The sequence below is a fragment of the Pseudomonas sp. VA159-2 genome (assembly GCF_024126635.1).
Taxonomy (GTDB): domain Bacteria; phylum Pseudomonadota; class Gammaproteobacteria; order Pseudomonadales; family Pseudomonadaceae; genus Aquipseudomonas; species Aquipseudomonas muyukensis.
Genome location: NZ_JAMYBV010000013.1, coordinates 22,621 through 45,365 on the forward strand (window position 1 = coordinate 22,621; position 22,745 = coordinate 45,365).

At 63.5% G+C, this 22,745-nt stretch carries 22 protein-coding genes; 14 read left to right on the plus strand and 8 right to left on the minus strand.

All coding sequences use genetic code 11. From position 1 onward, the window contains the following. The first annotated feature begins 164 nt into the window (after positions 1-164). The 6 genes from rpsF (at position 165) to NJG22_RS14555 (ending at position 6,187) form a co-directional block, all read left to right on the plus strand. A complete protein-coding gene (gene rpsF / locus NJG22_RS14530) occupies positions 165-590 on the plus strand; it encodes a 30S ribosomal protein S6 (RefSeq protein ID WP_134690282.1) in 426 nt (141 codons plus the stop codon). Positions 591-619: 29 nt separating this feature from the next. Beyond that, positions 620-850, plus strand: a complete 231-nt coding sequence (rpsR, locus tag NJG22_RS14535) for a 30S ribosomal protein S18 (RefSeq protein WP_003249563.1) — start codon at positions 620-622, stop codon at positions 848-850. Positions 851-884: 34 nt separating this feature from the next. Continuing rightward, a complete protein-coding gene (locus tag NJG22_RS14540) occupies positions 885-1,751 on the plus strand; it encodes a hypothetical protein (RefSeq protein ID WP_217852381.1) in 867 nt (288 codons plus the stop codon). Between the two features lie 20 nt (positions 1,752-1,771). Continuing rightward, on the plus strand, positions 1,772-2,218 hold the full coding sequence (gene rplI, locus NJG22_RS14545; protein WP_134690280.1) for a 50S ribosomal protein L9: 447 nt from the start codon (positions 1,772-1,774) through the stop codon (positions 2,216-2,218). 113 nt (positions 2,219-2,331) lie between these two features. Continuing rightward, the gene (gene dnaB, locus NJG22_RS14550; RefSeq protein WP_134690279.1) at positions 2,332-3,729 is read left to right on the plus strand and encodes a replicative DNA helicase; all 1,398 of its coding nucleotides are present in this window, start codon (positions 2,332-2,334) and stop codon (positions 3,727-3,729) included. Positions 3,730-3,889: 160 nt separating this feature from the next. Beyond that, positions 3,890-6,187 (plus strand): YgiQ family radical SAM protein, encoded by a 2,298-nt coding sequence (locus tag NJG22_RS14555; protein ID WP_253095446.1) that lies wholly within the window; start codon positions 3,890-3,892, stop codon positions 6,185-6,187. A 44-nt stretch (positions 6,188-6,231) separates the two neighbouring features. Here the strand turns inward: NJG22_RS14555 and NJG22_RS14560 are convergent, their stop codons facing one another. Continuing rightward, positions 6,232-6,819: a TIGR00730 family Rossman fold protein gene (locus NJG22_RS14560; RefSeq protein ID WP_253095448.1), complete on the minus strand. Its 588-nt coding sequence runs from the start codon at positions 6,817-6,819 to the stop codon at positions 6,232-6,234. A gap of 348 nt (positions 6,820-7,167) precedes the next feature. Between NJG22_RS14560 and azu the strand changes: the two genes are divergently transcribed. After that, a complete protein-coding gene (azu, locus tag NJG22_RS14565; protein ID WP_134690276.1) occupies positions 7,168-7,614 on the plus strand; it encodes an azurin in 447 nt (148 codons plus the stop codon). 125 nt (positions 7,615-7,739) lie between these two features. Here the strand turns inward: azu and nadE are convergent, their stop codons facing one another. Both nadE and pncB read right to left on the minus strand, forming a co-directional pair. Then, entirely contained in the window at positions 7,740-8,567 is an 828-nt protein-coding gene (gene nadE / locus NJG22_RS14570) for an ammonia-dependent NAD(+) synthetase (protein ID WP_253095450.1), read from the minus strand. A 3-nt stretch (positions 8,568-8,570) separates the two neighbouring features. Further along, entirely contained in the window at positions 8,571-9,776 is a 1,206-nt protein-coding gene (gene pncB, locus NJG22_RS14575; RefSeq protein WP_253095452.1) for a nicotinate phosphoribosyltransferase, read from the minus strand. Between the two features lie 464 nt (positions 9,777-10,240). Here pncB and NJG22_RS14580 point away from each other — a divergent pair, with 464 nt between their 5' ends. From NJG22_RS14580 to NJG22_RS14605, 6 genes are all read left to right on the plus strand, one after another. Beyond that, positions 10,241-11,377, plus strand: a complete 1,137-nt coding sequence (locus tag NJG22_RS14580; protein ID WP_253095454.1) for a branched-chain amino acid ABC transporter substrate-binding protein — start codon at positions 10,241-10,243, stop codon at positions 11,375-11,377. Between the two features lie 156 nt (positions 11,378-11,533). Continuing rightward, positions 11,534-12,448 (plus strand): branched-chain amino acid ABC transporter permease LivH, encoded by a 915-nt coding sequence (locus tag NJG22_RS14585; protein ID WP_134690271.1) that lies wholly within the window; start codon positions 11,534-11,536, stop codon positions 12,446-12,448. 2 nt (positions 12,449-12,450) lie between these two features. Further along, positions 12,451-13,752 carry a high-affinity branched-chain amino acid ABC transporter permease LivM gene (gene livM / locus NJG22_RS14590; RefSeq protein WP_253095456.1) on the plus strand — a complete coding sequence of 434 codons (1,302 nt, stop codon included), beginning with the start codon at positions 12,451-12,453 and terminating at the stop codon, positions 13,750-13,752. Beyond that, positions 13,749-14,624 (plus strand): ATP-binding cassette domain-containing protein, encoded by an 876-nt coding sequence (locus NJG22_RS14595; protein WP_253095457.1) that lies wholly within the window; start codon positions 13,749-13,751, stop codon positions 14,622-14,624. The genes livM and NJG22_RS14595 overlap by 4 nt, the downstream gene beginning before the upstream one ends. Then, positions 14,621-15,337 (plus strand): ABC transporter ATP-binding protein, encoded by a 717-nt coding sequence (locus tag NJG22_RS14600; RefSeq protein WP_134690268.1) that lies wholly within the window; start codon positions 14,621-14,623, stop codon positions 15,335-15,337. The genes NJG22_RS14595 and NJG22_RS14600 overlap by 4 nt, the downstream gene beginning before the upstream one ends. A gap of 710 nt (positions 15,338-16,047) precedes the next feature. After that, positions 16,048-16,815 carry an SDR family oxidoreductase gene (locus tag NJG22_RS14605; protein ID WP_253095458.1) on the plus strand — a complete coding sequence of 256 codons (768 nt, stop codon included), beginning with the start codon at positions 16,048-16,050 and terminating at the stop codon, positions 16,813-16,815. Positions 16,816-16,975: 160 nt separating this feature from the next. On the opposite strand, the gene NJG22_RS14610 is transcribed toward NJG22_RS14605, so the two are convergent. The 3 genes from NJG22_RS14610 to NJG22_RS14620 form a co-directional block, all read right to left on the minus strand. Next, a complete protein-coding gene (locus NJG22_RS14610) occupies positions 16,976-18,064 on the minus strand; it encodes an AGE family epimerase/isomerase (protein ID WP_253095459.1) in 1,089 nt (362 codons plus the stop codon). 86 nt (positions 18,065-18,150) lie between these two features. Further along, positions 18,151-18,783, minus strand: coding sequence for a TetR family transcriptional regulator (locus NJG22_RS14615; protein ID WP_253095460.1), 633 nt, complete (start codon positions 18,781-18,783; stop codon positions 18,151-18,153). Positions 18,784-18,905: 122 nt separating this feature from the next. Further along, a complete protein-coding gene (locus tag NJG22_RS14620) occupies positions 18,906-19,316 on the minus strand; it encodes a phage infection protein (protein WP_253095461.1) in 411 nt (136 codons plus the stop codon). Between the two features lie 338 nt (positions 19,317-19,654). Here NJG22_RS14620 and NJG22_RS14625 point away from each other — a divergent pair, with 338 nt between their 5' ends. Beyond that, positions 19,655-21,721: an AsmA family protein gene (locus tag NJG22_RS14625; protein WP_253095462.1), complete on the plus strand. Its 2,067-nt coding sequence runs from the start codon at positions 19,655-19,657 to the stop codon at positions 21,719-21,721. Positions 21,722-21,785: 64 nt separating this feature from the next. Here the strand turns inward: NJG22_RS14625 and NJG22_RS14630 are convergent, their stop codons facing one another. Next, on the minus strand, positions 21,786-22,343 hold the full coding sequence (locus tag NJG22_RS14630; protein WP_253095463.1) for a ferritin-like domain-containing protein: 558 nt from the start codon (positions 22,341-22,343) through the stop codon (positions 21,786-21,788). 6 nt (positions 22,344-22,349) lie between these two features. Then, positions 22,350-22,691, minus strand: coding sequence for an osmotically-inducible lipoprotein OsmE (osmE, locus tag NJG22_RS14635; RefSeq protein WP_217852406.1), 342 nt, complete (start codon positions 22,689-22,691; stop codon positions 22,350-22,352). Positions 22,692-22,745 lie beyond the last annotated feature (54 nt).

The following is a 22,745-nucleotide window of genomic DNA, read 5'->3' on the forward strand; positions in this document are numbered from 1 at the left end:
ATAATCGCCAATTACCTTGCTTGTCCCCGCGGCCTTCTCTACAATTGCGCCCCTTGCCGAGTTGGCAGGCGCGCATGCGCCTTCGCTCAGGGCAAGACATACAGTGTCATTCACTCCTTGTCTGACCAGATTGCTGGCAGACTACTAACCCGTAAGGAGCATTCATGCGTCATTACGAAATCATCTTCCTGGTTCACCCGGACCAGAGCGAGCAAGTCGGCGGCATGGTTGAGCGTTACACCAAGCTGATCGAAGAAGATGGTGGCAAGATCCACCGCCTGGAAGACTGGGGCCGCCGTCAGCTGGCCTACGCAATCAACAATGTTCACAAGGCTCACTACGTGATGCTGAACGTTGAGTGCACCGGCAAGGCCCTGGCCGAGCTGGAAGACAACTTCCGCTACAACGATGCCGTGATCCGTAACCTGGTCATCCGTCGCGACGAAGCCGTTACCGGCCCGTCCGAGATGCTCAAGGCCGAAGAGAACCGCAGCGAGCGCCGTGAGCGTCGTGAACGTCCTGAAAATGCTGATGGCGCCGATGGCGACGACAGCAATGACAGCGACAACAGCGACAACGCTGACGAGTAATCCACGGACCTTCTTGAGGAGCCAATCACATGGCACGTTTCTTCCGTCGTCGTAAATTCTGCCGCTTCACTGCTGAAGACGTGAAAGAGATCGACTTCAAAGATCTCAACACCCTGAAAGCTTACGTATCCGAAACCGGCAAGATCGTTCCAAGCCGCATCACCGGTACCAAAGCTCGTTATCAGCGTCAGCTGGCTACCGCTATCAAGCGCGCCCGCTTCCTGGCCCTGCTGCCCTACACCGACAGCCACGGCCGCTGAGACCGGGTCGTCGACTAGGTAGCAAGGGATACGCATGCGAGCGTTAGCTAGTTTCATCATGCGCGGTCGTGTGCAGGCCACCCTCGTGGTGGTCATCAGCGCGGTACTGCCGCTGCTGTTCTGGTTGAGTGCCGCCGCCGGGAGCCTGGTGTTCCTGCGGCGCGGGTTCAAGGATGCATCATCGGTCATCGCCTGGGGCCTTTTGCCCGGCGTGGCGATGTGGGTGTTCGGCGAGCCAAGCACCTTGCTGGTGTTTCTGGGGACGCTGGGGCTGGCCGCGCTATTGCGCGCCGAGCACAGTTGGGCCCGGATACTGCTGTCAAGCATCGTGCTGGCGCTGCTGTATGGCCTGGTCCTTGATGTGGTGCTGCGTGACACCTTCGAGGTGCTGGCCCAGGCGCTTGAAAAAGCCCTGCCGCAGTTCGAAGGCAAGCCGGTGCTGCCCGGTGAGCTGATCAGTCCGTTGCTGATCGCCTCCAGTGCGGTAATGCTGCAGTTGTTCAGTGTGCTGGCGTTGATGCTGGCGCGTTACTGGCAAGCGGCGTTGTACAACCCCGGTGGCTTCGGTCGCGAATTTCGCGAACTGCGGTTGCCGAAAGTGCCCATGCTGGCACTGGTGTCGCTGATGGTGCTGGGTCCGTTCCTCGGGCCGCAGTTCATCGTGCTGGCATCGGCCTCCAGCCTGGTGCTGCTGCTGGCAGCCATCGCCCTGGTTCATGGGCTGGTGGCGCAGGGGCGACTCGCCGGCTTCTGGCTGGTGGGGCTGTACGTGACGCTACCGCTGCTCATGCAGCTGATTTATCCGTTGCTCGTGGTTCTGGCCATTGTCGACAGCCTGATTGATTTTCGCGGTCGCAAGTCCCCTTCACAGGGTGACGACTCCGCGAACGGTGAAGGTTAAAAGTTAAGAGGTTTTACCAAATGGAACTGATCCTGCTGGAAAAAGTCGCCAACCTGGGCAACCTGGGCGACAAAGTAAACGTTAAGGCTGGTTACGGCCGTAACTACCTGCTGCCGTTCGGCAAGGCCACCGTTGCCAACGCCGCCAACCTGGCTGCGTTCGAAGAGCGCCGCGCCGAGCTGGAAAAAGCTGCAGCAGACAAGAAAGCTTCGGCTGAAAGCCGCGCTGCCCAACTGGCCGAGCTGGAAGTGACCATCACTGCCACCGCTGGCGACGAAGGCAAGCTGTTCGGCTCGATCGGCACCCACGACATCGCTGACGCCCTGACCGCCTCCGGCGTTGAAGTGGCCAAGGCTGAAGTTCGTCTGCCGAACGGCACCATCCGTCAGGTTGGCGAATACGACGTAGCCGTGCACCTGCACAGCGACGTCGAAGCCACCGTACGCGTGGTCGTCGTAGCTGCCTAAGCGGCTTTAATCGACTGGCCCCTGGTGGGTCAGGCGGTTAACATCGGGCACGGTCCTGTTTCCTACAGGCCGTGCCCTTTGTCTTTTTCATCTTCCAGAATTCTTTCGTGGCCATGAACGAGATCACTACCTCCGAACAGCTCGACCTGCAAACCGCTGCCCTGAAGGTGCCGCCGCATTCCATCGAGGCCGAACAGGCCGTGCTCGGTGGCCTGATGCTGGAGAACAGCGCCTGGGAGCGGGTGCTGGACCAGGTTTCGGACGGTGACTTCTATCGGCATGACCACCGCCTGATCTTCCGCGCCATCCACAAGCTGGCGGACCAGAACCAGCCGTTCGACGTGGTCACGTTGCACGAGCAGTTGGACAAGGAAGGCCTGTCGACCCAGGTCGGCGGCTTGGCCTACCTGGCCGAGCTGGCCAAGAACACCCCATCGGTGGCCAACATCAAGGCCTACGCCGCGATCATTCGCGAGCGGGCCACGCTGCGCCAACTGATCAGCATCAGCACCGACATCGCCGACAACGCCTTCAACCCGCAAGGGCGCAATGCCGAGGAGATCCTCGACGACGCCGAGCGGCAGATCTTCCAGATCGCCGAAGCGCGGCCGAAGACCGGCGGCCCGGTGGGGGTCAACGAGCTGTTGACCATGGCCATCGACCGCATCGATACGCTGTTCAATTCCGACAGCGACATCACCGGCATCTCCACCGGCTACACCGACCTGGACGAGAAGACCAGCGGCCTGCAGCCGGCCGACCTGATCATCGTGGCCGGCCGTCCGTCGATGGGCAAGACCACCTTCGCCATGAACCTGGTGGAAAACGCCGTGCTGCGCAGCGACAAGGTGGTGCTGGTGTTCTCCCTCGAGATGCCAGGTGAGTCGCTGGTCATGCGTATGCTCTCCTCGCTCGGGCGCATCGACCAGACCAAGGTGCGTTCCGGCCAGCTGGACGACGACGACTGGCCGCGCCTGACCTCGGCGGTGAACCTGCTCAACGACCGCAAGTTGTTCATCGACGATACCGCCGGCATCAGCCCGTCGGAAATGCGCGCGCGTACCCGGCGCCTGGCCCGTGAGCACGGCGAGATCGCCATGATCATGGTCGACTACCTGCAGTTGATGCAGATTCCAGGCTCTGCCGGTGACAACCGCACCAACGAGATTTCCGAGATCTCCCGCTCGTTGAAAGCCCTGGCCAAGGAGTTCAACTGCCCGGTGATCGCCCTGTCGCAGCTCAACCGCTCCCTGGAGCAACGCCCGAACAAACGCCCGGTGAACTCCGACTTGCGTGAATCCGGAGCGATCGAGCAGGACGCCGACGTGATCATGTTCGTCTACCGCGACGAGGTGTATCACCCCGAGACCGAGCACAAGGGCGTGGCCGAGATCATCATCGGCAAGCAGCGTAACGGCCCCATCGGCTTTATCCGCCTGGCGTTCATCGGCAAGTACACCCGCTTCGAGAACCTCGCGCCGGGCATGTACAACTTCGACGACGACGAATAAGCCACTGGCCGCTTCGCCGGCAAGCCGGCTCCTATGGGTGGATGCAGGAGCCGGCTGGTATCGCTCGCCCATGAATCCGACCACTATCGTCGGATTTGGTCAAAATTTGTGCTATATTCCGCGCCCGCGATTTTCCTGCACACCAGAACCGGTCACTGACATGCAAGCAGCCAAACCACTCTACGACTATCCCAAGTACTGGGCCGAATGCTTCGGGCCAGCGCCTTTCCTGCCCATGAGCAGGGAGGAGATGGATCAGCTCGGCTGGGATTCCTGCGACATCATCATCGTGACCGGGGATGCCTACGTCGACCATGCCTCGTTCGGCATGGCCATCATCGGCCGCCTGCTCGAAGCCCAGGGCTTTCGCGTAGGCATCATCGCCCAGCCCAACTGGCAGTCCAAAGACGACTTCATGAAGCTCGGCGAGCCGAACCTGTTCTTCGGCGTGGCGGCGGGCAACATGGACTCGATGATCAACCGCTACACCGCGGACAAGAAGATCCGTTCCGACGACGCCTACACCCCCGGCGGCCTGGCCGGCAAACGCCCGGATCGCGCCAGCCTGGTGTACAGCCAGCGCTGCAAGGAAGCCTACAAGCATGTGCCGATCGTGCTCGGTGGCATCGAGGCCTCGCTGCGCCGCATCGCCCACTATGACTACTGGCAGGACAAGGTCCGCCACTCGATCCTGATCGATGCCAGCGCCGACATCCTGCTGTATGGCAACGCCGAGCGCGCCATCGTCGAGGTGGCCCAGCGCCTGTCCCAGGGCGAGCGTATCGAAAGCATCACCGATATTCGCGGCACCGCCTTCGTGCGCCGTGACACCCCCGAAGGCTGGTTCGAGATCGACTCCACCCGCATCGACCGCCCGGGCCGGGTCGACAAGATCATCAACCCCTACGTGAACACCCAGGACACCCAGGCCTGCGCCATCGAGCAGGCCAAGGGCGACCAGCAAGACCCCAACGAAGCCAAGGTGGTGCAGATCCTCGACAGCCCGAGCGTGACCCGCGAGAAATCGGTCATCCGCCTGCCGTCGTTCGAGAAGGTGCGCAACGACCCGGTGCTCTATGCCCACGCCAACCGCGTGCTGCACCTGGAAACCAACCCGGGCAACGCCCGCGCCCTGGTGCAGAAGCATGGCGAGGTGGATGTGTGGTTCAACCCGCCACCCATTCCCATGACCACCGAGGAAATGGACTACGTTTTCGGCATGCCGTACGCGCGCGTCCCGCACCCGGCCTATGGCAAGGAGCGCATCCCGGCCTACGAGATGATCCGCTTCTCGGTCAACATCATGCGTGGCTGCTTCGGTGGCTGCACCTTCTGCTCGATCACCGAGCACGAAGGGCGGATCATCCAGAACCGTTCGCACGAGTCGATCCTGCACGAGATCGAGGAGATGCGCGACAAGGTGCCGGGCTTCACCGGCGTGGTCTCCGACCTTGGCGGGCCGACCGCCAACATGTACCGCATCGCCTGCAAGAGCCATGACATCGAAAAGCACTGCCGCAAGCCGTCGTGCGTGTTCCCGGGCATCTGCGAGAACCTCAACACCGACCACAGCTCGCTGATCGAGCTGTACCGCAAGGCCCGTGCCCTGCCGGGGGTGAAGAAGATCCTGATCGCCTCGGGCCTGCGCTACGACCTGGCGGTGGAATCGCCGGAGTACGTGCGCGAGCTGGTTACCCACCACGTCGGTGGCTACCTGAAGATTGCCCCGGAACACACCGAGCGTGGTCCGCTGGACAAGATGATGAAGCCGGGGATCGGCACCTACGACCGCTTCAAGCGCATGTTCGAGAAGTTCTCGAAAGAGGCGGGCAAGGAGCAGTACCTGATCCCGTACTTCATCGCCGCCCACCCGGGCACCACCGACGAAGACATGATGAACCTGGCCCTGTGGCTCAAGGGCAACGGCTTCCGCGCCGACCAGGTGCAGGCGTTCTACCCTTCGCCCATGGCCTCGGCCACGGCCATGTACCACTCGGGCAAGAACCCGCTGCGCAAGGTCACCTACAAGAGCGAAGGGGTTCAGATCGTCAAGAGCGAGGAGCAGCGCCGCCTGCACAAGGCGTTCTTGCGCTACCACGACCCGAAGGGCTGGCCGATGCTGCGTGAGGCGCTGCAGCGCATGGGCCGTGCCGACCTGATCGGGCCGGGCAAGCACCAGCTGATCCCGCTGCACCAGCCTGCGACCGACAGTTACCAGAGTGCCCGGCGCAAGAACTCGACCCCGGCCGGTAGCCACAAGGTGGGCAAGGACCAGAAGATCCTCACCCAGCACACCGGCCTGCCGCCACGCGCCAGCGATGGCAGCAAGCCGTGGGACAAGCGCGAGAAGGCCAAGGCCGAGGCATTCGCCCGCAACCAGCAGGCGGCCAAGGAACGCAAGGAGGCGGCCAAGGGTGGCAAGGGCAAGAAGCCGCGCCAGCCTGTCATTCCGCGTTGATTGATCTTTCACGGGACCGCAAAGCGGTCCCGGGATATCAGCGTTCAATCAGGCTGCTTGTCGACCCACTTCGGCAGCACCGGCGACTCGAACCGATCCATCCCCTCCAGCAGCTCATCCGCCTGCTGCCCAAGCAACAGCATCGCCCGGTGCTGCGGCCGCACGAAGCCCTCTTCGACGATATGGTCGAGGAACCCGCCGAGCTTTTCATAGAACCCATTCACATCCAGTAGCCCCAGCGGCTTGGCGTGATACCCCAGTTGCCCCCAGGTCCATACCTCGAACAGTTCCTCCAGCGTGCCCAGGCCACCCGGCAGGGCGATGAAGGCGTCGCTGAGCTCGGCCATGCGCGCCTTGCGCGCATGCATGCCGTCCACCACTTCCAGGCGGGTCAGGCCCTTGTGGCCGATCTCGGCGTTCATCAGGCTCTGCGGAATGATGCCGATGACTTCGCCACCAGCGGCCAGCGCGGCATCGGCGACGGTGCCCATCAGGCCGACCGCGCCACCGCCGTAGACCAGGGTCAGGCCACGGCGGGCGATGACTTGGCCAAGGGCCACGGCGGCTTCGCGATAGGCGGGGTTGGCACCGATGCTGGCGCCGCAGAAGACACAAACGGAACGTACAGGCATTGCTTATCTCCCTTTACATGCGCGCACAGGGTAAGGCGCATGCCTGTCGGTTCCAAGGGGGAGATCACTCGGGGCGGGCGAACTCGCAGATGGCGCCACTGGCGCCGTGGGCGTAGGCGGCAAGCAGGCTGTTCATGAAGCTGGAAAGGGACATTTCATTCAACTCCTAAATGAGAGGTTGTCCCATCGTCTATCAAGAGGGCATGATGTGCACTTTGATTGGTTGTATACAATCCATTGAACAAATCTACTGTCTGGCCACTTGACACCCCTTGACCCACATCAGGTACGGGCGTCCGGTTTTCAGGCAGTCTCGCAATTGATAAAACCCTGCCAAGGAGATTCATGATGTTTGCGAAAGCTGTAGCGGTATCCCTGCTGACCCTCGCCAGCGCCTCGGTCTTTGCTGCCGACTGCAAGGTGACTGTCGACTCCACCGACCAGATGTCGTTCAACACCAAGGAATTCACCATCGACAAGAGCTGCAAGACCGTCGAGATCGAACTGACCCACGGTGGCAGCCTGCCGAAGAATGTCATGGGCCATAACCTGGTGATCAGCAAGACCGCCGACATGCAGGCCATCGCCACCGAAGGCATGTCCCAGGGCCTGGACAAGGACTACATCAAGGCCGACAACGCCGCGATCATCGGCCACACCAAGATGATCGGCGCCGGCGAGAAAGACACCATCAAGCTGGACACTGCCAAGCTGGAAGCCGGTGGTGACTACAGCTTCTTCTGCACCTTCCCGGGCCACATCTCGATGATGAAAGGCAAGGTTGTCGTCAAGTAAGATTGGCTGAGCAGGGGAGGGCTTTGCCCTCCTTTCGCGACACAAGGCCGCTCCCACAGGGAAATGTGATCCCCTGTGGGAGCGGCCTTGTGTCGCGAAAGGGCTGCGTAGCAGCCCCATTGGCCTCAAGGGGCGAACGGCAACTCGCGCTTGTGCTGGGTCTTGCGGTAGGTGGCGACGATGATGTCGAACGCCTCCTGGCTCACCGGCTGCCCATGCAGGAACGCATCGATCTGCTGGTAGGTCACGCCGTGTGACGCCTCGTCCGGCTTGCCCGGCTCGAGGTCTTCCAGATCCGCGGTCGGAACTTTCTCCACCAGCGATTCCGGTGCGCCAAAAGTGCGCGCAATAGCCCGCACCTGATTTTTCACCAGCCCGCTCAGCGGCGCCAGGTCGCAGGCCCCATCACCGAACTTGGTAAAGAAGCCCATCACCGCCTCGGCGGCGTGGTCGGTGCCGATCACCAGGCCCGCGCGGGCGCCGGCGACCGTGTACTGGGCGACCATGCGCATGCGCGCCTTGACGTTGCCGACGACGAAGTCCACCAGGTTCGGCGAGCCGTGCTTCAGTTCCTCGACTTCCGCCGCCAGGGCCTTTACCGCCGGGGCGATGTCGATGGTATGCACCTCGTCGGCCTTGATCACCTCCAGGCAGGCCTGGGCGTCGTGCTCGTCGTGCTGCACGTGGTATGGCAGGCGCACGGCGATGAAGGTGTAGGCCTTGTCGCCGGTCTCGGCGCGCAGCTCGTTGATGGCGCGCTGGGCCAACAGGGCGGCGGTCAGCGAATCGACACCGCCGCTGATGCCCAGCACCAGGGTCTTGAGCCGGGCATTGGCCAGGCAGTCCTTGATGAAGGCCACACGCCGGGCGACTTCCGTCTCCAGCGCGGCGGCATCGGCGAACGGCGGCTGCACCTTGAGGGCCTGGGCAATCTCTTGCTGTACGGCTTGCATGGGTTACTCCTTGCTGGGGACTTTGAATACGTGACGCAGGTAGGCGACGAAGTTGGCGTCGCGGCACTGGGTCTTGGCGGCTTCGTCGGAGATCTTCGCCACCGGCGAGCCGTTGCAGTCGGTCATTTTCAGCACGATGCTCATTGGCGCCACGCCCGGGATATCGCAGGTCAGGTTGGTGCCGATGCCGAAGCTGACGTTGATGCGACCGCGCAGGGCGCGGAAGATTTCCAGCGAACGGGTCAGGTTCAGGCCGTCGGAGAACACCAGGGTCTTGGTCATCGGGTCGATGCCGAGCTTCTGGTAATGGGCGATGGCCTTTTCCGCCCACTGTACCGGGTCGCCCGAGTCGTGGCGCAGGCCGTCGAACAGCTTGGCGAAGTACAGGTCGAAGTCGCGCAGGAAGGCATCCATGGTGATGCAGTCTGTCAGGGCGATGCCGAGCAGGCCGCGATACTCGCGGACCCAGCAGTCCAGCGCGGCGATCTGGCTGTCGATCAGCCGTGGGCCGAGTTGCTGGTGGGCCATGATCCATTCGTGGGCCATGGTGCCCAGCGGCTTGATGTCCAGCTTCCAGGCCAGGTCGACGTTGCTGGTGCCAACGAAGCGCCCCGGGAAGTCATCGCGCAACACCTGCACCACCTCGGCCTGGACCCGGCTGGAGAAGCGCCGACGGGTGCCGAAGTCAGCCACTTGCAACTCGGCCAGCTCGTCGGCGCTGGCATGGGCGCGCAGCCAGTCGAACTTGCGGTGCAGCTGGTCGCGGGCTTCGCTCAGGCGCATGCGCGGATGCAGCTGGCGGTTGCGCACCTCGCTGATGATCGCCAGCAACGGCACCTCGAACAGGATCACATGCAGCCATGGGCCTTTCAGGCGCAGGAACAGCTGGTCGTTGTCGATGCCGATGCGCACGTAGCGCAGGTTGAAGCGGAACAGGCGCAGGAAGCGCAGGAAGTCTGGCTTGAGGAAGCTGATGCGCTCGAGGAAGGCCAGCTGGCCGTCATCCAGGGTGAGCTCGGCGAGCCGCTCGAGCTGGTGGCGGATCTCGCCCAGGTAGGGGCGCAGGTCCTCGCCGTTGCGGCAGCGAAACTCCCATTCGACGTCGGCGTCCGGGTAGTTGTGCAGCACGGCCTGCATCATCGTCAGTTTGTAGAAGTCGGTGTCGAGCAGGTTGTGCACGATGCGCTCGGCGAATGCGCTCTCGCTCATCAGGGGGAAGCTCCAGGGCGGGCAATGGTGGGTATTGTGCCAGCCTTTGCGGCTTTGATGTGCCTCTTCGCCGGCAAGCCGGCGCCACAGGCAACCTGCAGCAGGTGGCCGAGCAGGTAGTTTTCCGTGCACCCGCTAGCCTTCAAACAGTGCTCCCTGTAGCAGTCGCGCACCAGTGGTGTGCAGTTCGGTGACGTCCGCTGTTACAGCGTGGTTGCACGTTAACACTTGCCAGGGTTGCAATGATGGCACTCGACGGTTGCTCCTTGTCTAGGCGTGTCGGTGGCGCTTGCCTCATGGCAGACGGTTGCACGCTCAATAAAGAAAAGGCCGCCGGTCGCATCCCCGCGCCCGTCACAGTGTGTTTTCCCAGAAGACAAATCCAATGGCACGGCCCTTGCTCGGAGCACAGGGCTGAGAAGTTGTAGTGCCAACCAAAAAAAATACTCTAGGAGCACCACCTCATGTCGCAGACGTTTTACAAGAAAGGTTTCCTGGCCCTGGCCGTGGCCACGGCCCTGGGTGTTTCTTCGTATGTTCAGGCCGACATCAAGATCGGCGTCGCGGGCCCGATGACCGGGGCCAACGCAGCGTTTGGCGAGCAGTACATGAAAGGTGCGCAGGCCGCGGCCGATGTGATCAACAAGGCCGGTGGCGTGAATGGCGAGAAGATCGTCCTGGTCAAGGGCGATGACGCCTGCGAGCCCAAGCAGGCCGTGGCCGTGGCCAACCGCCTGGTCGACCAGGACAAGGTGAGCGGCGTGGTCGGCCACTTCTGTTCCTCCAACACCATCCCCGCTTCCGAGGTCTACGACGAGGCTGGCGTGATCGCCATCACCCCTGGTTCGACCAACCCGCAGGTCACCGAGCGCGGCCTGAACGCCATGTTCCGCATGTGTGGCCGTGACGACCAGCAGGGCATCGTCGCCGGCAACTACATCGTCGACGTGCTCAAGGGCAAGAAAGTGGTGGTGCTGCACGACAAGGACACCTATGGCCAGGGCCTGGCCGACGCGACCAAGGCGCAGCTGGAGAAGCGTGGCGTCAAACCGGTGCTGTACGAAGGCCTGACCCGCGGCGAGAAAGACTTCAGCGCCGTGGTCACCAAGATCCGCGCCGCCGGTGCCGATGTCGTCTACTTCGGCGGCCTGCACCCCGAGGCCGGCCCGCTGGTGCGCCAACTGCGCGAACAGGGCCTGAAGGACGTGGCGTTCATGTCCGACGATGGCATCGTCACCGACGAACTGGTGGCCACCGCTGGCGGCGCCCAGTACACCAACGGCGTGTACATGACCTTCGGCGCCGACCCGCGCCTGCTGCCCGACAGCAAGGCGGTGGTCGAGGAGTTCCGCAAGAACGGCACCGAGCCGGAAGGCTACACCCTGTACGCCTATGCCTCGGTCCAGGCCCTGGCCGCCGCGTTCAACGGCGCCAAGTCGAACAAGGGCGAAGACGCCGCCAAGTGGCTCAAGGCCAACCCGGTCAAGACGGTCATGGGCGAGAAGAAGTGGGACAGCAAGGGCGACCTGACCGTCTCCGACTACGTGGTCTACCAGTGGGATGCCAACGGCAAGTACCACCAGCTGGAAAAACAACAATAACAACGGCCCGCGGCCCGGGCGCGCGACGCTCCGGGCCGCTGCCCCGCGGTACCTGTCATTGTCAGTAGATGTGCACAGTTCTGCGCTGCGAGGGCCGCTGCATCCGGGCCCTGCGTGGTCGGCGCTCGTGCAATCTCAATCAGGTGAGATTGCGTTATGGATGGTATTTTCCTGCAGCAACTGGTCAACGGCCTGACCCTCGGGTCGGTCTACGGCCTGATCGCCATCGGCTACACAATGGTCTATGGCATCATCGGCATGATCAACTTCGCGCACGGCGAGGTGTACATGATCTCCGCGTACCTGGCGGCGATCAGCCTGGCATTGCTGGCCTATTTCGGCATCGAGTCGTTTCCGCTGCTGATGCTCGGCACGCTGTTGTTCACCGTCGTCGTCACCGGCGTCTATGGCTTCACCATCGAACGCATCGCCTACAAACCCCTGCGCAACTCCACCCGCCTGGCGCCCTTGATCAGCGCCATCGGCATTTCGCTGATCCTGCAGAACTACGCGCAGATCAGCCAGGGCGCCCGCCAGCAAGGCGTGCCGACCCTGCTCGAAGGGGCCATGCGCGTCGAGGTGGGCACAGGCTTCGTGCAACTGACCTACACCAAGATCTTCATTCTCGTGGCCGCCTTCGTCGGCATGGGCCTGCTCACCTACGTGATCAAGTACACCAAGCTCGGACGCATGTGCCGGGCCACCCAGCAAGACCGCAAGATGGCCTCGATCCTGGGCATCAACACCGACCGGGTGATTTCCTACGTGTTCGTCATCGGTGCGGTGATGGCCGCCCTGGCTGGGGTGCTGATCACCATGAACTACGGCACCTTCGACTTCTACGCCGGCTTCATCATCGGCATCAAGGCGTTCACCGCCGCGGTGCTCGGCGGCATCGGCTCGCTGCCGGGGGCCATGCTCGGCGGGATCATCCTGGGGATCTCCGAGTCGCTGTTCTCGGGCATGATCAACTCCGACTACAAGGACGTGTTCAGCTTCTCGCTGCTGGTGATCATCCTCATCTTCCGTCCACAAGGCCTGCTGGGCCGCCCACTCGTGGCTAAGGTGTGAACATGTCTGTTGCCAATACTGCCCAAGCTACACAAACCAAGAGTTTCGACCTCAAGCGCAGCCTGATCGAAACGGTCGTCGCCGGCCTGCTGGCGCTGATCGTGTTCGGCCCGGTGGTCGGCGTGGTGCTCGACGGCTACAGCTTCAACGCCCAACCCGCGCGCGTGGCCTGGCTGGTCGGCGCGGTGATGCTGGGGCGCTTCGTGCTCAGCCTGTTCCTGCAGACCGCCGCCGGCCAGCGCATCCAGCAAGGCTTCGACAGCGGCGGCTCCGGCGTGCATGTGCTGGCGCCCAACTACAAGACGCGGCTGCGCTACATCATCCCGGCGTTGATCGTGATCGCCATCGTGTTCCCGATCTTCGCCAACAAGTACCTGCTGACGGTGGTCATCCTCGGCCTGATCTACGTGCTGCTGGGCCTGGGCCTGAACATCGTGGTGGGCCTGGCCGGCCTGCTCGACCTTGGCTACGTGGCGTTCTACGCCATCGGCGCCTACGGCCTGGCGCTGGGCTACCAGTACCTGGGCCTGGGCTTCTGGAGCGTACTGCCACTGGCGGCCATCGCCGCGGCGCTGGCCGGATGCATACTCGGCTTCCCGGTGCTACGGATGCATGGCGACTACCTGGCCATCGTTACCCTGGGCTTCGGCGAGATCATCCGCCTGGTGCTGAACAACTGGCTGTCGTTCACCGGCGGCCCCAATGGCATGCCGGCGCCGGCGCCGACCTTCCTGGGCCTGGAGTTCGGCCGCCGGGCCAAGGACGGCGGGGTGCCGATCCATGAGTTCTTCGGCTTCGAATACAACGCCAACCTCAAGTTCGTGTTCATCTACGCGGTGCTGTTCCTGGTGGTACTGGCGGTGCTGTACATCAAGCACCGGTTGACCCGCATGCCGGTGGGCCGTGCCTGGGAAGCGCTGCGCGAAGACGAGATCGCTTGCCGTTCGATGGGCCTGAACCATGTGCTGGTCAAGCTCTCGGCGTTCACCCTCGGGGCTTCCACCGCGGGCCTGGCTGGGGTGTTCTTCGCCACCTACCAGGGCTTCGTCAACCCGTCGTCGTTCACCTTCTTCGAGTCGGCGCTGATCCTGGCCATCGTCGTGCTCGGCGGCATGGGTTCGACCGTGGGTGTGGTGATCGCCGCCTTCGTGCTGACCGTGGCGCCGGAGCTGCTGCGCAGCTTCTCGGAATACCGGGTGCTGCTGTTCGGCGTGCTGATGGTGCTGATGATGATCTGGCGACCACGGGGGCTGATCCGCATCAGCCGTACCGGCGTGGTCCCGCGTAAAGGAGTGGCGCCATGAGCGACGAAATCATTCTGTCGGTCGATAACCTGATGATGCAGTTCGGTGGGATCAAGGCGCTCAGCGATGTCAGCCTGAAAGTGAAGCGCAACCAGATCTTCGCCCTGATCGGCCCCAACGGCGCCGGCAAGACCACCGTGTTCAACTGCCTGACCGGCTTCTACAAGGCCAGTGGCGGACGCATCGAGCTGAACGTGCGCGGCAGCACCACCAATGTCATCCAACTGCTGGGCGAACGCTTCCAGGCGGTGGACTTCGTGTCCCCGGCACGCTTCGCCAACCGCCTGTACTACAAGATGTTCGGCGGCACCCACCTGGTGAACCGCGCAGGTCTTGCGCGGACGTTCCAGAACATCCGCCTGTTCAAGGAAATGTCGGTGGTGGAGAACCTGCTGGTGGCCCAGCACATGTGGGTCAACCGCAACCTGCTGGCCGGGGTGCTCAATACCCCCGGCTACCGCAAGGCCGAGAGCGACGCGCTGGACCATGCCTTCTACTGGCTGGAGGTGGTCGACCTGGTGGACTGCGCCAACCGCCTGGCCGGCGAGCTGTCGTATGGCCAGCAGCGGCGCCTGGAAATCGCCCGGGCCATGTGCACCCGGCCGAAGATCATCTGCCTGGACGAGCCGGCCGCCGGCCTCAACCCCCAGGAAACCGAGGCGCTCAGCCGCATGATCCGCGTGCTGCGCGACGAGCACGACATCACCGTGGTGCTGATCGAGCACGACATGGGCATGGTCATGAGCATCTCGGACCATATCGTCGTGCTCGACCACGGCAACGTGATCGCCGAGGGCGCGCCACAGGACATCCGCAACAACCCGACGGTGATCGCCGCCTACCTGGGTGCCGACGAAGAGGAACTGGTATGAGTGCACCCATTCTCGAGCTGAAGGACCTGGACGTGTTCTACGGGCCGATCCAGGCGCTGAAGAAGGTCTCGATGCACATCGACGAGGGCGAGACGGTGAGCCTGATCGGCGCCAACGGCGCGGGCAAGTCGACCCTGCTGATGTCGATCTTCGGCCAGCCGCGGGCGGCGTCCGGGCAGATCGTCTACCGCGGCACCGACATCACCCGCAAGTCGTCGCACTACATCGCCTCCAACGGCATCGCCCAGTCCCCGGAAGGGCGCCGGGTGTTCCCCGACATGACCGTCGAGGAAAACCTGATGATGGGCACCATTCCCATTGGCGACAAGCACGCCGATGCCGACATGCAGCGCATGTACGAGCTGTTCCCACGGCTCAAGGAGCGGCGTAACCAGCGGGCGATGACCATGTCCGGCGGTGAGCAGCAGATGCTGGCGATTGCCCGGGCGTTGATGAGCCGGCCCAAGCTGCTGCTGCTCGACGAGCCGTCGCTGGGGCTGGCGCCGATCGTGGTCAAGCAGATCTTCGCGACCCTGCGCGAGCTGGCGCAGACCGGCATGACCATCTTCCTGGTCGAGCAGAACGCCAACCATGCGCTGAAGCTGTCGGACCGCGCCTACGTGATGGTCAACGGGCAGATCCGCATGACCGGTACCGGGCAGGAGCTGCTGGTCAACGAGGAGGTGCGCAGCGCCTATCTGGGCGGGCACTGAGGATTAAGCACGGCCTTTGTAGGAGCGGCCGTGTGTCGCGATTGGGCGGCGAAGCGGCCCCGGCGATTTTGTATGATGCCGACGTCTTGGGGCCGCTTCGCGGCCCAATCGCGACACAAGGCCGCTCCTACAGGGAATCGCGGCGCCTGGCAACATGTGGACAACTTGTCGCATATCTTTCTTGAAACACTCCACAAGCCCGCTGCAAACCCTTGTTTCCACAGGTGGAAAACTTTCCACCGATTATGTGGAACCGCCTGTGGAAAACATGGTGGCATCTCTCTGTATCCCTTGATTATCAAAGCCTGTGGTGACCTGTGTGTTTTTTGATCAGGTGCCCTTCAGGGCTAGTTGCACGGGCTATTTTCGGCCATTCGGCACTGCTGCACAGCCTTGCCAAATCCTGTGGATAACTCTGTGCAAAAACCTTGGACAGAGCGCCGCAGGCGGCATGTTTGAAAGCCTTCGGCCATCATGCGCTGTTCTGCGCTGCAGCCCTGGGTTCCCCTGGCCCGACGAGTTGCCCCCAATCCATGGGGAAAGCCTTGTGGATAAGATGCGCATAGCCTTGTGAAACCCGCCTATTGCGGGGGTTCTGCACAGCTGCTCAGTTTTTGCTCAGTGCGGGAAACGGTTGTCGGCAAGCCGCGCGTTGGGCATGCTGCGAGGCCTGCAAAAAGGCAACCCACCGCTAAGGAAAGGAGAAGAGCATGACGTCCACCGTATTCATCACTGGCGCGACTTCCGGTTTCGGTGAGGCCACCGCCCGCCGGTTCGCCGACGCCGGCTGGAAACTGGTGCTCACCGGTCGACGCAAGGAGCGTCTGGATGCGCTGTGCGAAGAGCTTTCGGCCAAGACCGAAGTGCACGGCCTGGTGGTCGATGTGCGTGATCGCCAGGCGATGGAGGCCGCCATCGCCAGCCTGCCGCCAAGCTTCGACAAGCTCCAGGGCCTGGTCAACAACGCCGGCCTGGCGCTGGGCGTCGATGCCGCGCAGAACTGCAGCCTGGACGACTGGGAAACCATGGTCGACACCAACATCAAGGGCCTGATGTACACCACCCGCCTGCTGCTGCCACGGCTGATCGCCCATGGGCGCGGCGCGTCGATCCTCAACGTCGGTTCGGTGGCGGGCAACTATCCGTACCCGGGCGCCAACGTCTATGGCGGCACCAAGGCCTTCGTCGGCCAGTTCTCGCTGAGCTTGCGCTGCGACCTGCGCGGCACCGGGGTACGGGTGAGCAACATCGAGCCTGGGTTGTGCGAAAGCGAGTTCTCGCTGGTGCGCTTCGGCGGCGACCAGGCCAAGTACGATGCGACTTATGCCGGTGCCGAGCCGATCCAGCCGCAGGATATCGCCGAGACCATCTTCTGGATCCTCAACCAGCCGGCGCACATCAACATCAACAGCCTCGAGCTGATGCCGGTGAGCCAGGACTGGGCTGGGTTCTCCATCGACCGGTCGGCCAAGGGCTGATACGAGGGCGTCTGTACCGGCACGCCCGCCCTTGTAGGAGCGGCCTTGTGTCGCGAAAGGGCTGCGCAGCAGCCCCAGGATTACAGCGCAAACGCACACATTGCTGGGGCTGCTTTGCAGCCCTTTCGCGACACAAGGCCGCTCCTACAAGGCGATTACTTCAGGCCAGGCGCTGCAAGCCTTCCAGGCAGGTCGCCAGGTGATAAGGGGTGGTCGAAGGCATGTCGTGACGGCTCACTGCTCCGGCGCCATCCCGGCACTCATGCCAGCCGCCTTCATGCAGGAACCGCGACGCCAGCGCCTGAAGCTGCGCCAGCAACTTCGCTTCGCTGTCCGGCCGCAAGGCCAGCGCCCGCACGTATTCGGCTTGCGCCCAGATCCGCTGGGTCGCGTCGATGACCTTGCCGTTCACATCGAGCATCGCCAGCACCGCCGAATCCTTCACCCCAGCCTGTTCGGCATAGTCGAAGCCGCGGCTGATCGAGGCATGCAACGCACCGCCGCGCAGCAGCGGCGAGGTGTCCAGCAAGTAGAACCATTCGAACTGGTGGCCTGGCTCGAACCAGTTATCCACAGCCCCGCGTGGCTTCTCCAGCATCAGCCCGTGGGCCGGGTCGATGAACTGCGCCTGCAAGGCGTCGCACAGTTGCAGCAGTGCCTGGCGCACTGGCTCGTCCTCACGCACGGCCAGCACCTGCAAGAAGGCTTCGGCCAGGTGCATCTGCGGGTTCTGCAGCGGCCCGCTGCCCAGGTCCGCCCAGTCTTCGCCGAGGCTGGCCTCGTACAGGCCGTCGTCGCGGGCGAACTGCCCGGCGATCACTTCCAGCGCGCCATTGAGCGTGGCTTCGACCAACCCGTCGCCGACCTTGCCCCAGTAGTGGGCGCAGGCGAAGACGATGAAGGCGTGGGTGTAGAGGTCCTTGCGCCGGTCCAGCGGCTTGCCCTGGGCGTCGATGCTGTAGAACCAGCCGCCGTGCTCGGCGTCATGGAAATGCTTTTGCAGCGAGCGCAACAGCGCTGCCGCGCGCTGCGCCGCGCCCGGTTGCTCGATGCGGCTGCTGAACAGGTACAGCTGGCGGGCGCAGGCCATGGCCCGGTAGCGCTGCACGGGCAGGGGCCGGTGCTCGGCGTCGAGGGCCTCGAAGGGCAGGGCCATGTCGGCGTTCCAGCCAGGCCCCTGCCACAGCGGCACGATGCGCTCGGCGAAATGCTGGCGGAAACGGGTCAATGCAGGGCAGGGGTCGGACATGGTGACGCTCGTGACGGTCGGGCAGGGCGCCATGGTAGCAGAAGTGGCCAGCGGTTCGTTCCACACGATCCTGTTGGGCAACAGCGTCAGCCTGGATTGCCCAGCCCCTGCCAGTGCCGCGCGCCGACGAAGATGAAGCGCAACTGCTGGGTGATCTTTTCCTGCGCGCTCATGGCCTGTGGATCGGCCGGGTCGTTGCTGTCGATCAGCTCCGGCAGGGTGGCGAACACGGTCTTGACCACCAGGTCGGCCATTACCGTCAGGGCGGCGCCGTCCAGGTGCTGCCAGCGCGGCATGCGCGCAAGGTCGGTGGCCAGGTCCGAGCTGATGTCCTGGCGCAGGCGGGCGATGGCCTGGCGCACCGCTTGCGAGCCGCCGTATTGCTCGCGGGCGAGGAACAGGAACTGCGCGCGGTGGGCGGTGACCACATCGAGGAAGATGCGCACCGAGGCGTCGGTGATGCCGCCCAGCTCGAATTCGTTGTGGCGCACCAGGCGGATGGTCTGGCGGAAGGTGGTGTCGACCTCGGCCACCAGGGCCAGGCCCAAGGCGTCCATGTCGGGGAAGTGGCGATAGAAACCGGTGGGCACGATGCCAGCGGCCTTGGCCACCTCACGCAGGCTGATACTGCCAAAGCCTCGGCCGCTCTCCATGAGCTGGCAGGCGGCATCCAGCAGGGCCTGGCGGGTTTGCAGCTTCTGTTCGGCGCGCGGCAGCATGGGGCAGGGTTCTTTGACTGTACGGCCTGCGATTGTGGATAAAAAAACGAAGCCCGGTCAATGGACCGGGCTGGGAGGGGAGCAGGCGCAGCGGGGCGGGTTGTTGTTTTCGGCCATGGCGATCAGCTCACGCGGCTGTGTTCGAGCAGACGATCCGAGCCACCTTCGGCCACGCGGTTGTTACGTTCGTTCAGGCGCTCTGCGCCACCCTCGGCGACACGGTTGCTGCGTTCGATCAGGCGATCCGAGCCACCTTCGGCGACACGGTTGCTGCGTTCGATCAGGCGATCGGAGCCCCCTTCGGCGACACGGTTGTTGCGTTCGATCAGGCGGTCCGAGCCCCCTTCGGCCACGCGGCCTGCGCGTTCTTGCAGGCGTTCGGCGCCACCTTCTGCCAAGGTGTTCAGCGGTTGCGCGACAGTGGCTGCGCTGGAGCGCGATTCGGCGTTCAGGTGCTGGTCGGCGGCCGGCAGGGCAAAAGCGTTGGCAGCAAGGATAGACAGGGTCAGGCTCAGCAGCAGATGGCGTTTCATGATTCGGTGCTCCTCTCGGGGGCTGGAAAGTGGGTACGGAGCCAATGCTACGCTCGGTAACTGCAGAGAGAAGTTCATCAGGATAATGGTAACAATCGACGCGATTGATACTGAATGGCAGGCGCTCTGGTTCAATGTTTACAGGCCTTTCCCAAGAAAGTGGCACGCCAATGACCCGGTAACAAAGGCGATCGCCACCGACCAAAAGTTGAGAAAGACGTCAGGAAAAACCTGGTTATCATGGCCTGCGGATTAAACCCGACGGGTTTTCATCAGTCCGACATAATGAGTGCCAGTATCGCGCCGCCCTTGTGCCATGCAGTCAGGAGAATCCCGCAATGACGCGCCCTGCCAGAATCCTCGTCTGGACCTTCGCCACCCTCGTCACCCTGCTGGCGATCCTGGTGGTGGTCATCGCCACCTTCGACTGGAACCGCGTCAAGCCGCTGCTCAACGAGAAAGTTTCCCAGGCCCTGCACCGCCCCTTCGCCATCAACGGCAACCTTGCCGTGCATTGGCGCACCGAGCCCGAGGAGGGCGGCTGGCGGGCCTTCGTGCCCTGGCCGCACTTCACCGCCGAAGACCTCAGCCTGGGCAACCCCGAGTGGCTCAAGGAACCGCGCATGGTGGGCCTGGAGCGGGTGGAGTTTCGCCTGGCGCCGCTGCCGTTGATCGTCCAGCGCATCAGCATTCCGCGGATCGACCTGGTCAAGCCCGTTGCCAGCCTGACCCGGTTGGCCGACGGCCGGGCCAACTGGGTGTTCGACTTCGGGCCCAAGGACGAGAACCAGGCACCCTCCAGCTGGGAGCTGGATATCGGCGCCATCGGTTTCGACCAGGGCAACATCAGCTTCGACGACCAGACCCTCAAGACCCGCATGAAGGTCCAGGTGGACCCCTTGGGCAAACCGGTGCCGTTCAGCGACATCGTCGGCAAGGCCCGCGCCGAAAAGGCCGGCAAGGCCCAGGACTATGCCTTCGGCCTCAAGGCCCAGGGTCGCTACAAGGACCAGGCGGTGGCCGGCACCGGCAAGATCGGCGGCCTGCTGGCGCTGCAGGACGCCAGCCAGCCATTCCCGCTGCAGGCCGACGTGCGCATTGGCGATACCCATGTCGCCCTTGCCGGTACCCTGACCGACCCCCGCAACCTGGGTGCCCTCGACCTGCGCCTGAAACTCTCCGGCAGCAGCCTGGGCAACCTCTACCCGCTGACCGGCGTGACCCTGCCCGACACCCCACCCTACGCCACCGACGGCCACCTGAGCGCCAACCTGCATGCCGCCGAGGGCGCGCATTTCCGCTATGAAGGCTTCAACGGCAAGATCGGCGACAGTGATATCCACGGCGACCTGACCTTCGTCGCCAGCCAGCCCCGACCGAAACTGTCCGGCAACCTGGTTTCCAATCAATTGCTGTTCAAGGACCTGGCACCGCTGATCGGCGCCGACTCCAACGCCGAGCAGAAGGCCCGCGGTGGGGCCAGCAAGCAGCCGGCCAACAAGGTGTTGCCGGTAGAGGCGTTCCGCACCGAGCGCTGGCGGGCGATGGATGCCGACGTGACCTTTGCCGGCAAGCGCATCGTGCACAGCGAGAAGCTGCCATTCAACGACCTGTCGGCCCATGTGATCCTCGAGGACGGCCTGCTGCGTCTTGAGCCGCTGCGCTTCGGCGTGGCCGGGGGCAATCTTGACTCCAACATCCGCCTGGACGGGCGCAGCATGCCGATGCAGGGGCGGGCCCAGCTGACCGCGCGCGGCTTCAAGCTCAAGCAGCTGTTCCCCAGCTTCGCGCCCATGCAGACCAGTTTCGGCGAGCTCAATGGCGACGCCGACATCACGGGCCGGGGCAACTCGGTGGCGGCGTTGCTCGGCACCGCCAACGGTGACCTGCGCCTGTTGATCAACGATGGCGCGATCAGCCGCAGCCTGATGGAAATCGCCGGGCTCAACGTTGGCAACTACGTGATCGGCAAGTTGTTCGGTGACGAAGAGGTGAAGATCAATTGCGCGGCGGCCGATGTCGGCATCAAGGAGGGCTTGGCCACTACCCGCTTGTTCGTGTTCGATACCGAGAACGCGATCATCTACATCAACGGCACGGCCAATTTCGCCAGCGAGCAGTTGGATTTGAAGATCACCCCGGAATCGAAAGGCCTGCGCTTGTTCTCGCTGCGTTCACCGTTGTATGTGCGCGGGCCGTTCGCCAAGCCGAGCGCCGGGGTGCAGGCCGTGCCGCTGGCATTGCGCGGGGCCGGGATGGTAGCCCTGGGCGTGGTGGCCGGGCCGGCGGCAGGGCTGCTGGCGCTGATCGCGCCGAGCAGCGGCGATGCGCCCAACCAGTGCACGCCGTTGTTGCAGCAGATGCGCGCCGGCAAGGCGCCGGCGGCGGTGAAGGGCAAGAAATAGGGCCGCTTTGCGGCCCTTTCGCGACGCAAGGCCGCTCTCACACAAGTTACCCGATCCCTTGCAATCACAACCCCTGCAACAGGTCGGACATATCGTCGGCGTGCTCTTCTTCCTGGGCCAGGATGTCCTCGAAGATGCGCCGAGTGGTCGGGTCCTTGTCGCCGATGTACTGGATGATCTCGCGGTAGCTGTCGATGGCGATGCGCTCGGCCACCAGGTCCTCCAGCACCATCTCCTTCAACGAATTGCCCGCCACGTACTGGGCGTGGGAATTCTTTGTCAGGTTGTCCGGGTTGAAGTCCGGCTCGCCGCCGAGTTGCACGATGCGCTCGGCCAGCTTGTCGGCGTGCTCGGCTTCCTGGTTGGCATGCTCGAGGAACTCCTCGGCGGCGACGCTGGCCTTGATGCCGCTGGCCATGAAGTAGTGGCGCTTGTAGCGCAGCACGCAAACCAGCTCGGTGGCCAGCGATTCGTTGAGCAGGCGCAGGATCTTCTCGCGGTCGGCGTGATAACCCTCGGTCACCGCGCCTTGCTCGACATGCTGGCGGGCGCGTTCGCGCAGGGTCTTCACATCGGTCAGTTCAACGCTCATGTTCATCTCCGAAACGATCAGGGTGGTCATGGGGTGTCATGCGCCGTGCACGGCGTCGCTGTCTTGTTGGCGTTGCTTGCAGGTCTTGAAGCCCTTGGCATCGACGTGGCCGGTGGCGTCGAAGCGTACGTAGTAGGGCTGCTGGTGGCCGTCGCGGTTGAGGATGTAGTCGTTGCAGGTGCCGCCGTGGGGCAGGTCGATCACGTTCGACGGGCTGCCGCCGATGGCGATGACCTTCTGCATGGTCATGCCATGCTCGACCTGCTTGACCAGCGGTTCGTCGCGGTAGGTGACGTAGTCCACCGGGTTTTCCGGGCGGCTGCCGCAGGCGGCCAGGGTGGCGCTCGCCAGAAGGATGGCCAGGGTCTGCTTGTACATGGTCCCGCTCCTTGCTCAGGGTCTGTTCTGCTTGGAACCGCACGGCGCGCCGGG

What these genes read in the sequence shown, in the direction of transcription:
- pncB (WP_253095452.1), bottom strand. Translation starts at nt 9,776, where the DNA reads ATGAGCGAGAGCGCATTCGCCGAGCGCATCGTGCACAACCTGCTCGAC.
- rpsR (WP_003249563.1), top strand. Translation starts at nt 620, where the DNA reads ATGGCACGTTTCTTCCGTCGTCGTAAATTCTGCCGCTTCACTGCTGAA.
- rpsF (WP_134690282.1), top strand. Translation starts at nt 165, where the DNA reads ATGCGTCATTACGAAATCATCTTCCTGGTTCACCCGGACCAGAGCGAG.
- NJG22_RS14630 (WP_253095463.1), bottom strand. Translation starts at nt 22,343, where the DNA reads ATGACCACCCTGATCGTTTCGGAGATGAACATGAGCGTTGAACTGACC.
- nadE (WP_253095450.1), bottom strand. Translation starts at nt 8,567, where the DNA reads ATGCAAGCCGTACAGCAAGAGATTGCCCAGGCCCTCAAGGTGCAGCCG.
- NJG22_RS14610 (WP_253095459.1), bottom strand. Translation starts at nt 18,064, where the DNA reads ATGTCCGACCCCTGCCCTGCATTGACCCGTTTCCGCCAGCATTTCGCC.
- NJG22_RS14605 (WP_253095458.1), top strand. Translation starts at nt 16,048, where the DNA reads ATGACGTCCACCGTATTCATCACTGGCGCGACTTCCGGTTTCGGTGAG.
- azu (WP_134690276.1), top strand. Translation starts at nt 7,168, where the DNA reads ATGTTTGCGAAAGCTGTAGCGGTATCCCTGCTGACCCTCGCCAGCGCC.
- NJG22_RS14615 (WP_253095460.1), bottom strand. Translation starts at nt 18,783, where the DNA reads ATGCTGCCGCGCGCCGAACAGAAGCTGCAAACCCGCCAGGCCCTGCTG.
- NJG22_RS14560 (WP_253095448.1), bottom strand. Translation starts at nt 6,819, where the DNA reads ATGCCTGTACGTTCCGTTTGTGTCTTCTGCGGCGCCAGCATCGGTGCC.
- NJG22_RS14585 (WP_134690271.1), top strand. Translation starts at nt 11,534, where the DNA reads ATGGATGGTATTTTCCTGCAGCAACTGGTCAACGGCCTGACCCTCGGG.
- rplI (WP_134690280.1), top strand. Translation starts at nt 1,772, where the DNA reads ATGGAACTGATCCTGCTGGAAAAAGTCGCCAACCTGGGCAACCTGGGC.
- NJG22_RS14595 (WP_253095457.1), top strand. Translation starts at nt 13,749, where the DNA reads ATGAGCGACGAAATCATTCTGTCGGTCGATAACCTGATGATGCAGTTC.
- NJG22_RS14600 (WP_134690268.1), top strand. Translation starts at nt 14,621, where the DNA reads ATGAGTGCACCCATTCTCGAGCTGAAGGACCTGGACGTGTTCTACGGG.
- dnaB (WP_134690279.1), top strand. Translation starts at nt 2,332, where the DNA reads ATGAACGAGATCACTACCTCCGAACAGCTCGACCTGCAAACCGCTGCC.
- NJG22_RS14555 (WP_253095446.1), top strand. Translation starts at nt 3,890, where the DNA reads ATGCAAGCAGCCAAACCACTCTACGACTATCCCAAGTACTGGGCCGAA.
- osmE (WP_217852406.1), bottom strand. Translation starts at nt 22,691, where the DNA reads ATGTACAAGCAGACCCTGGCCATCCTTCTGGCGAGCGCCACCCTGGCC.
- NJG22_RS14580 (WP_253095454.1), top strand. Translation starts at nt 10,241, where the DNA reads ATGTCGCAGACGTTTTACAAGAAAGGTTTCCTGGCCCTGGCCGTGGCC.
- livM (WP_253095456.1), top strand. Translation starts at nt 12,451, where the DNA reads ATGTCTGTTGCCAATACTGCCCAAGCTACACAAACCAAGAGTTTCGAC.
- NJG22_RS14625 (WP_253095462.1), top strand. Translation starts at nt 19,655, where the DNA reads ATGACGCGCCCTGCCAGAATCCTCGTCTGGACCTTCGCCACCCTCGTC.
- NJG22_RS14620 (WP_253095461.1), bottom strand. Translation starts at nt 19,316, where the DNA reads ATGAAACGCCATCTGCTGCTGAGCCTGACCCTGTCTATCCTTGCTGCC.
- NJG22_RS14540 (WP_217852381.1), top strand. Translation starts at nt 885, where the DNA reads ATGCGAGCGTTAGCTAGTTTCATCATGCGCGGTCGTGTGCAGGCCACC.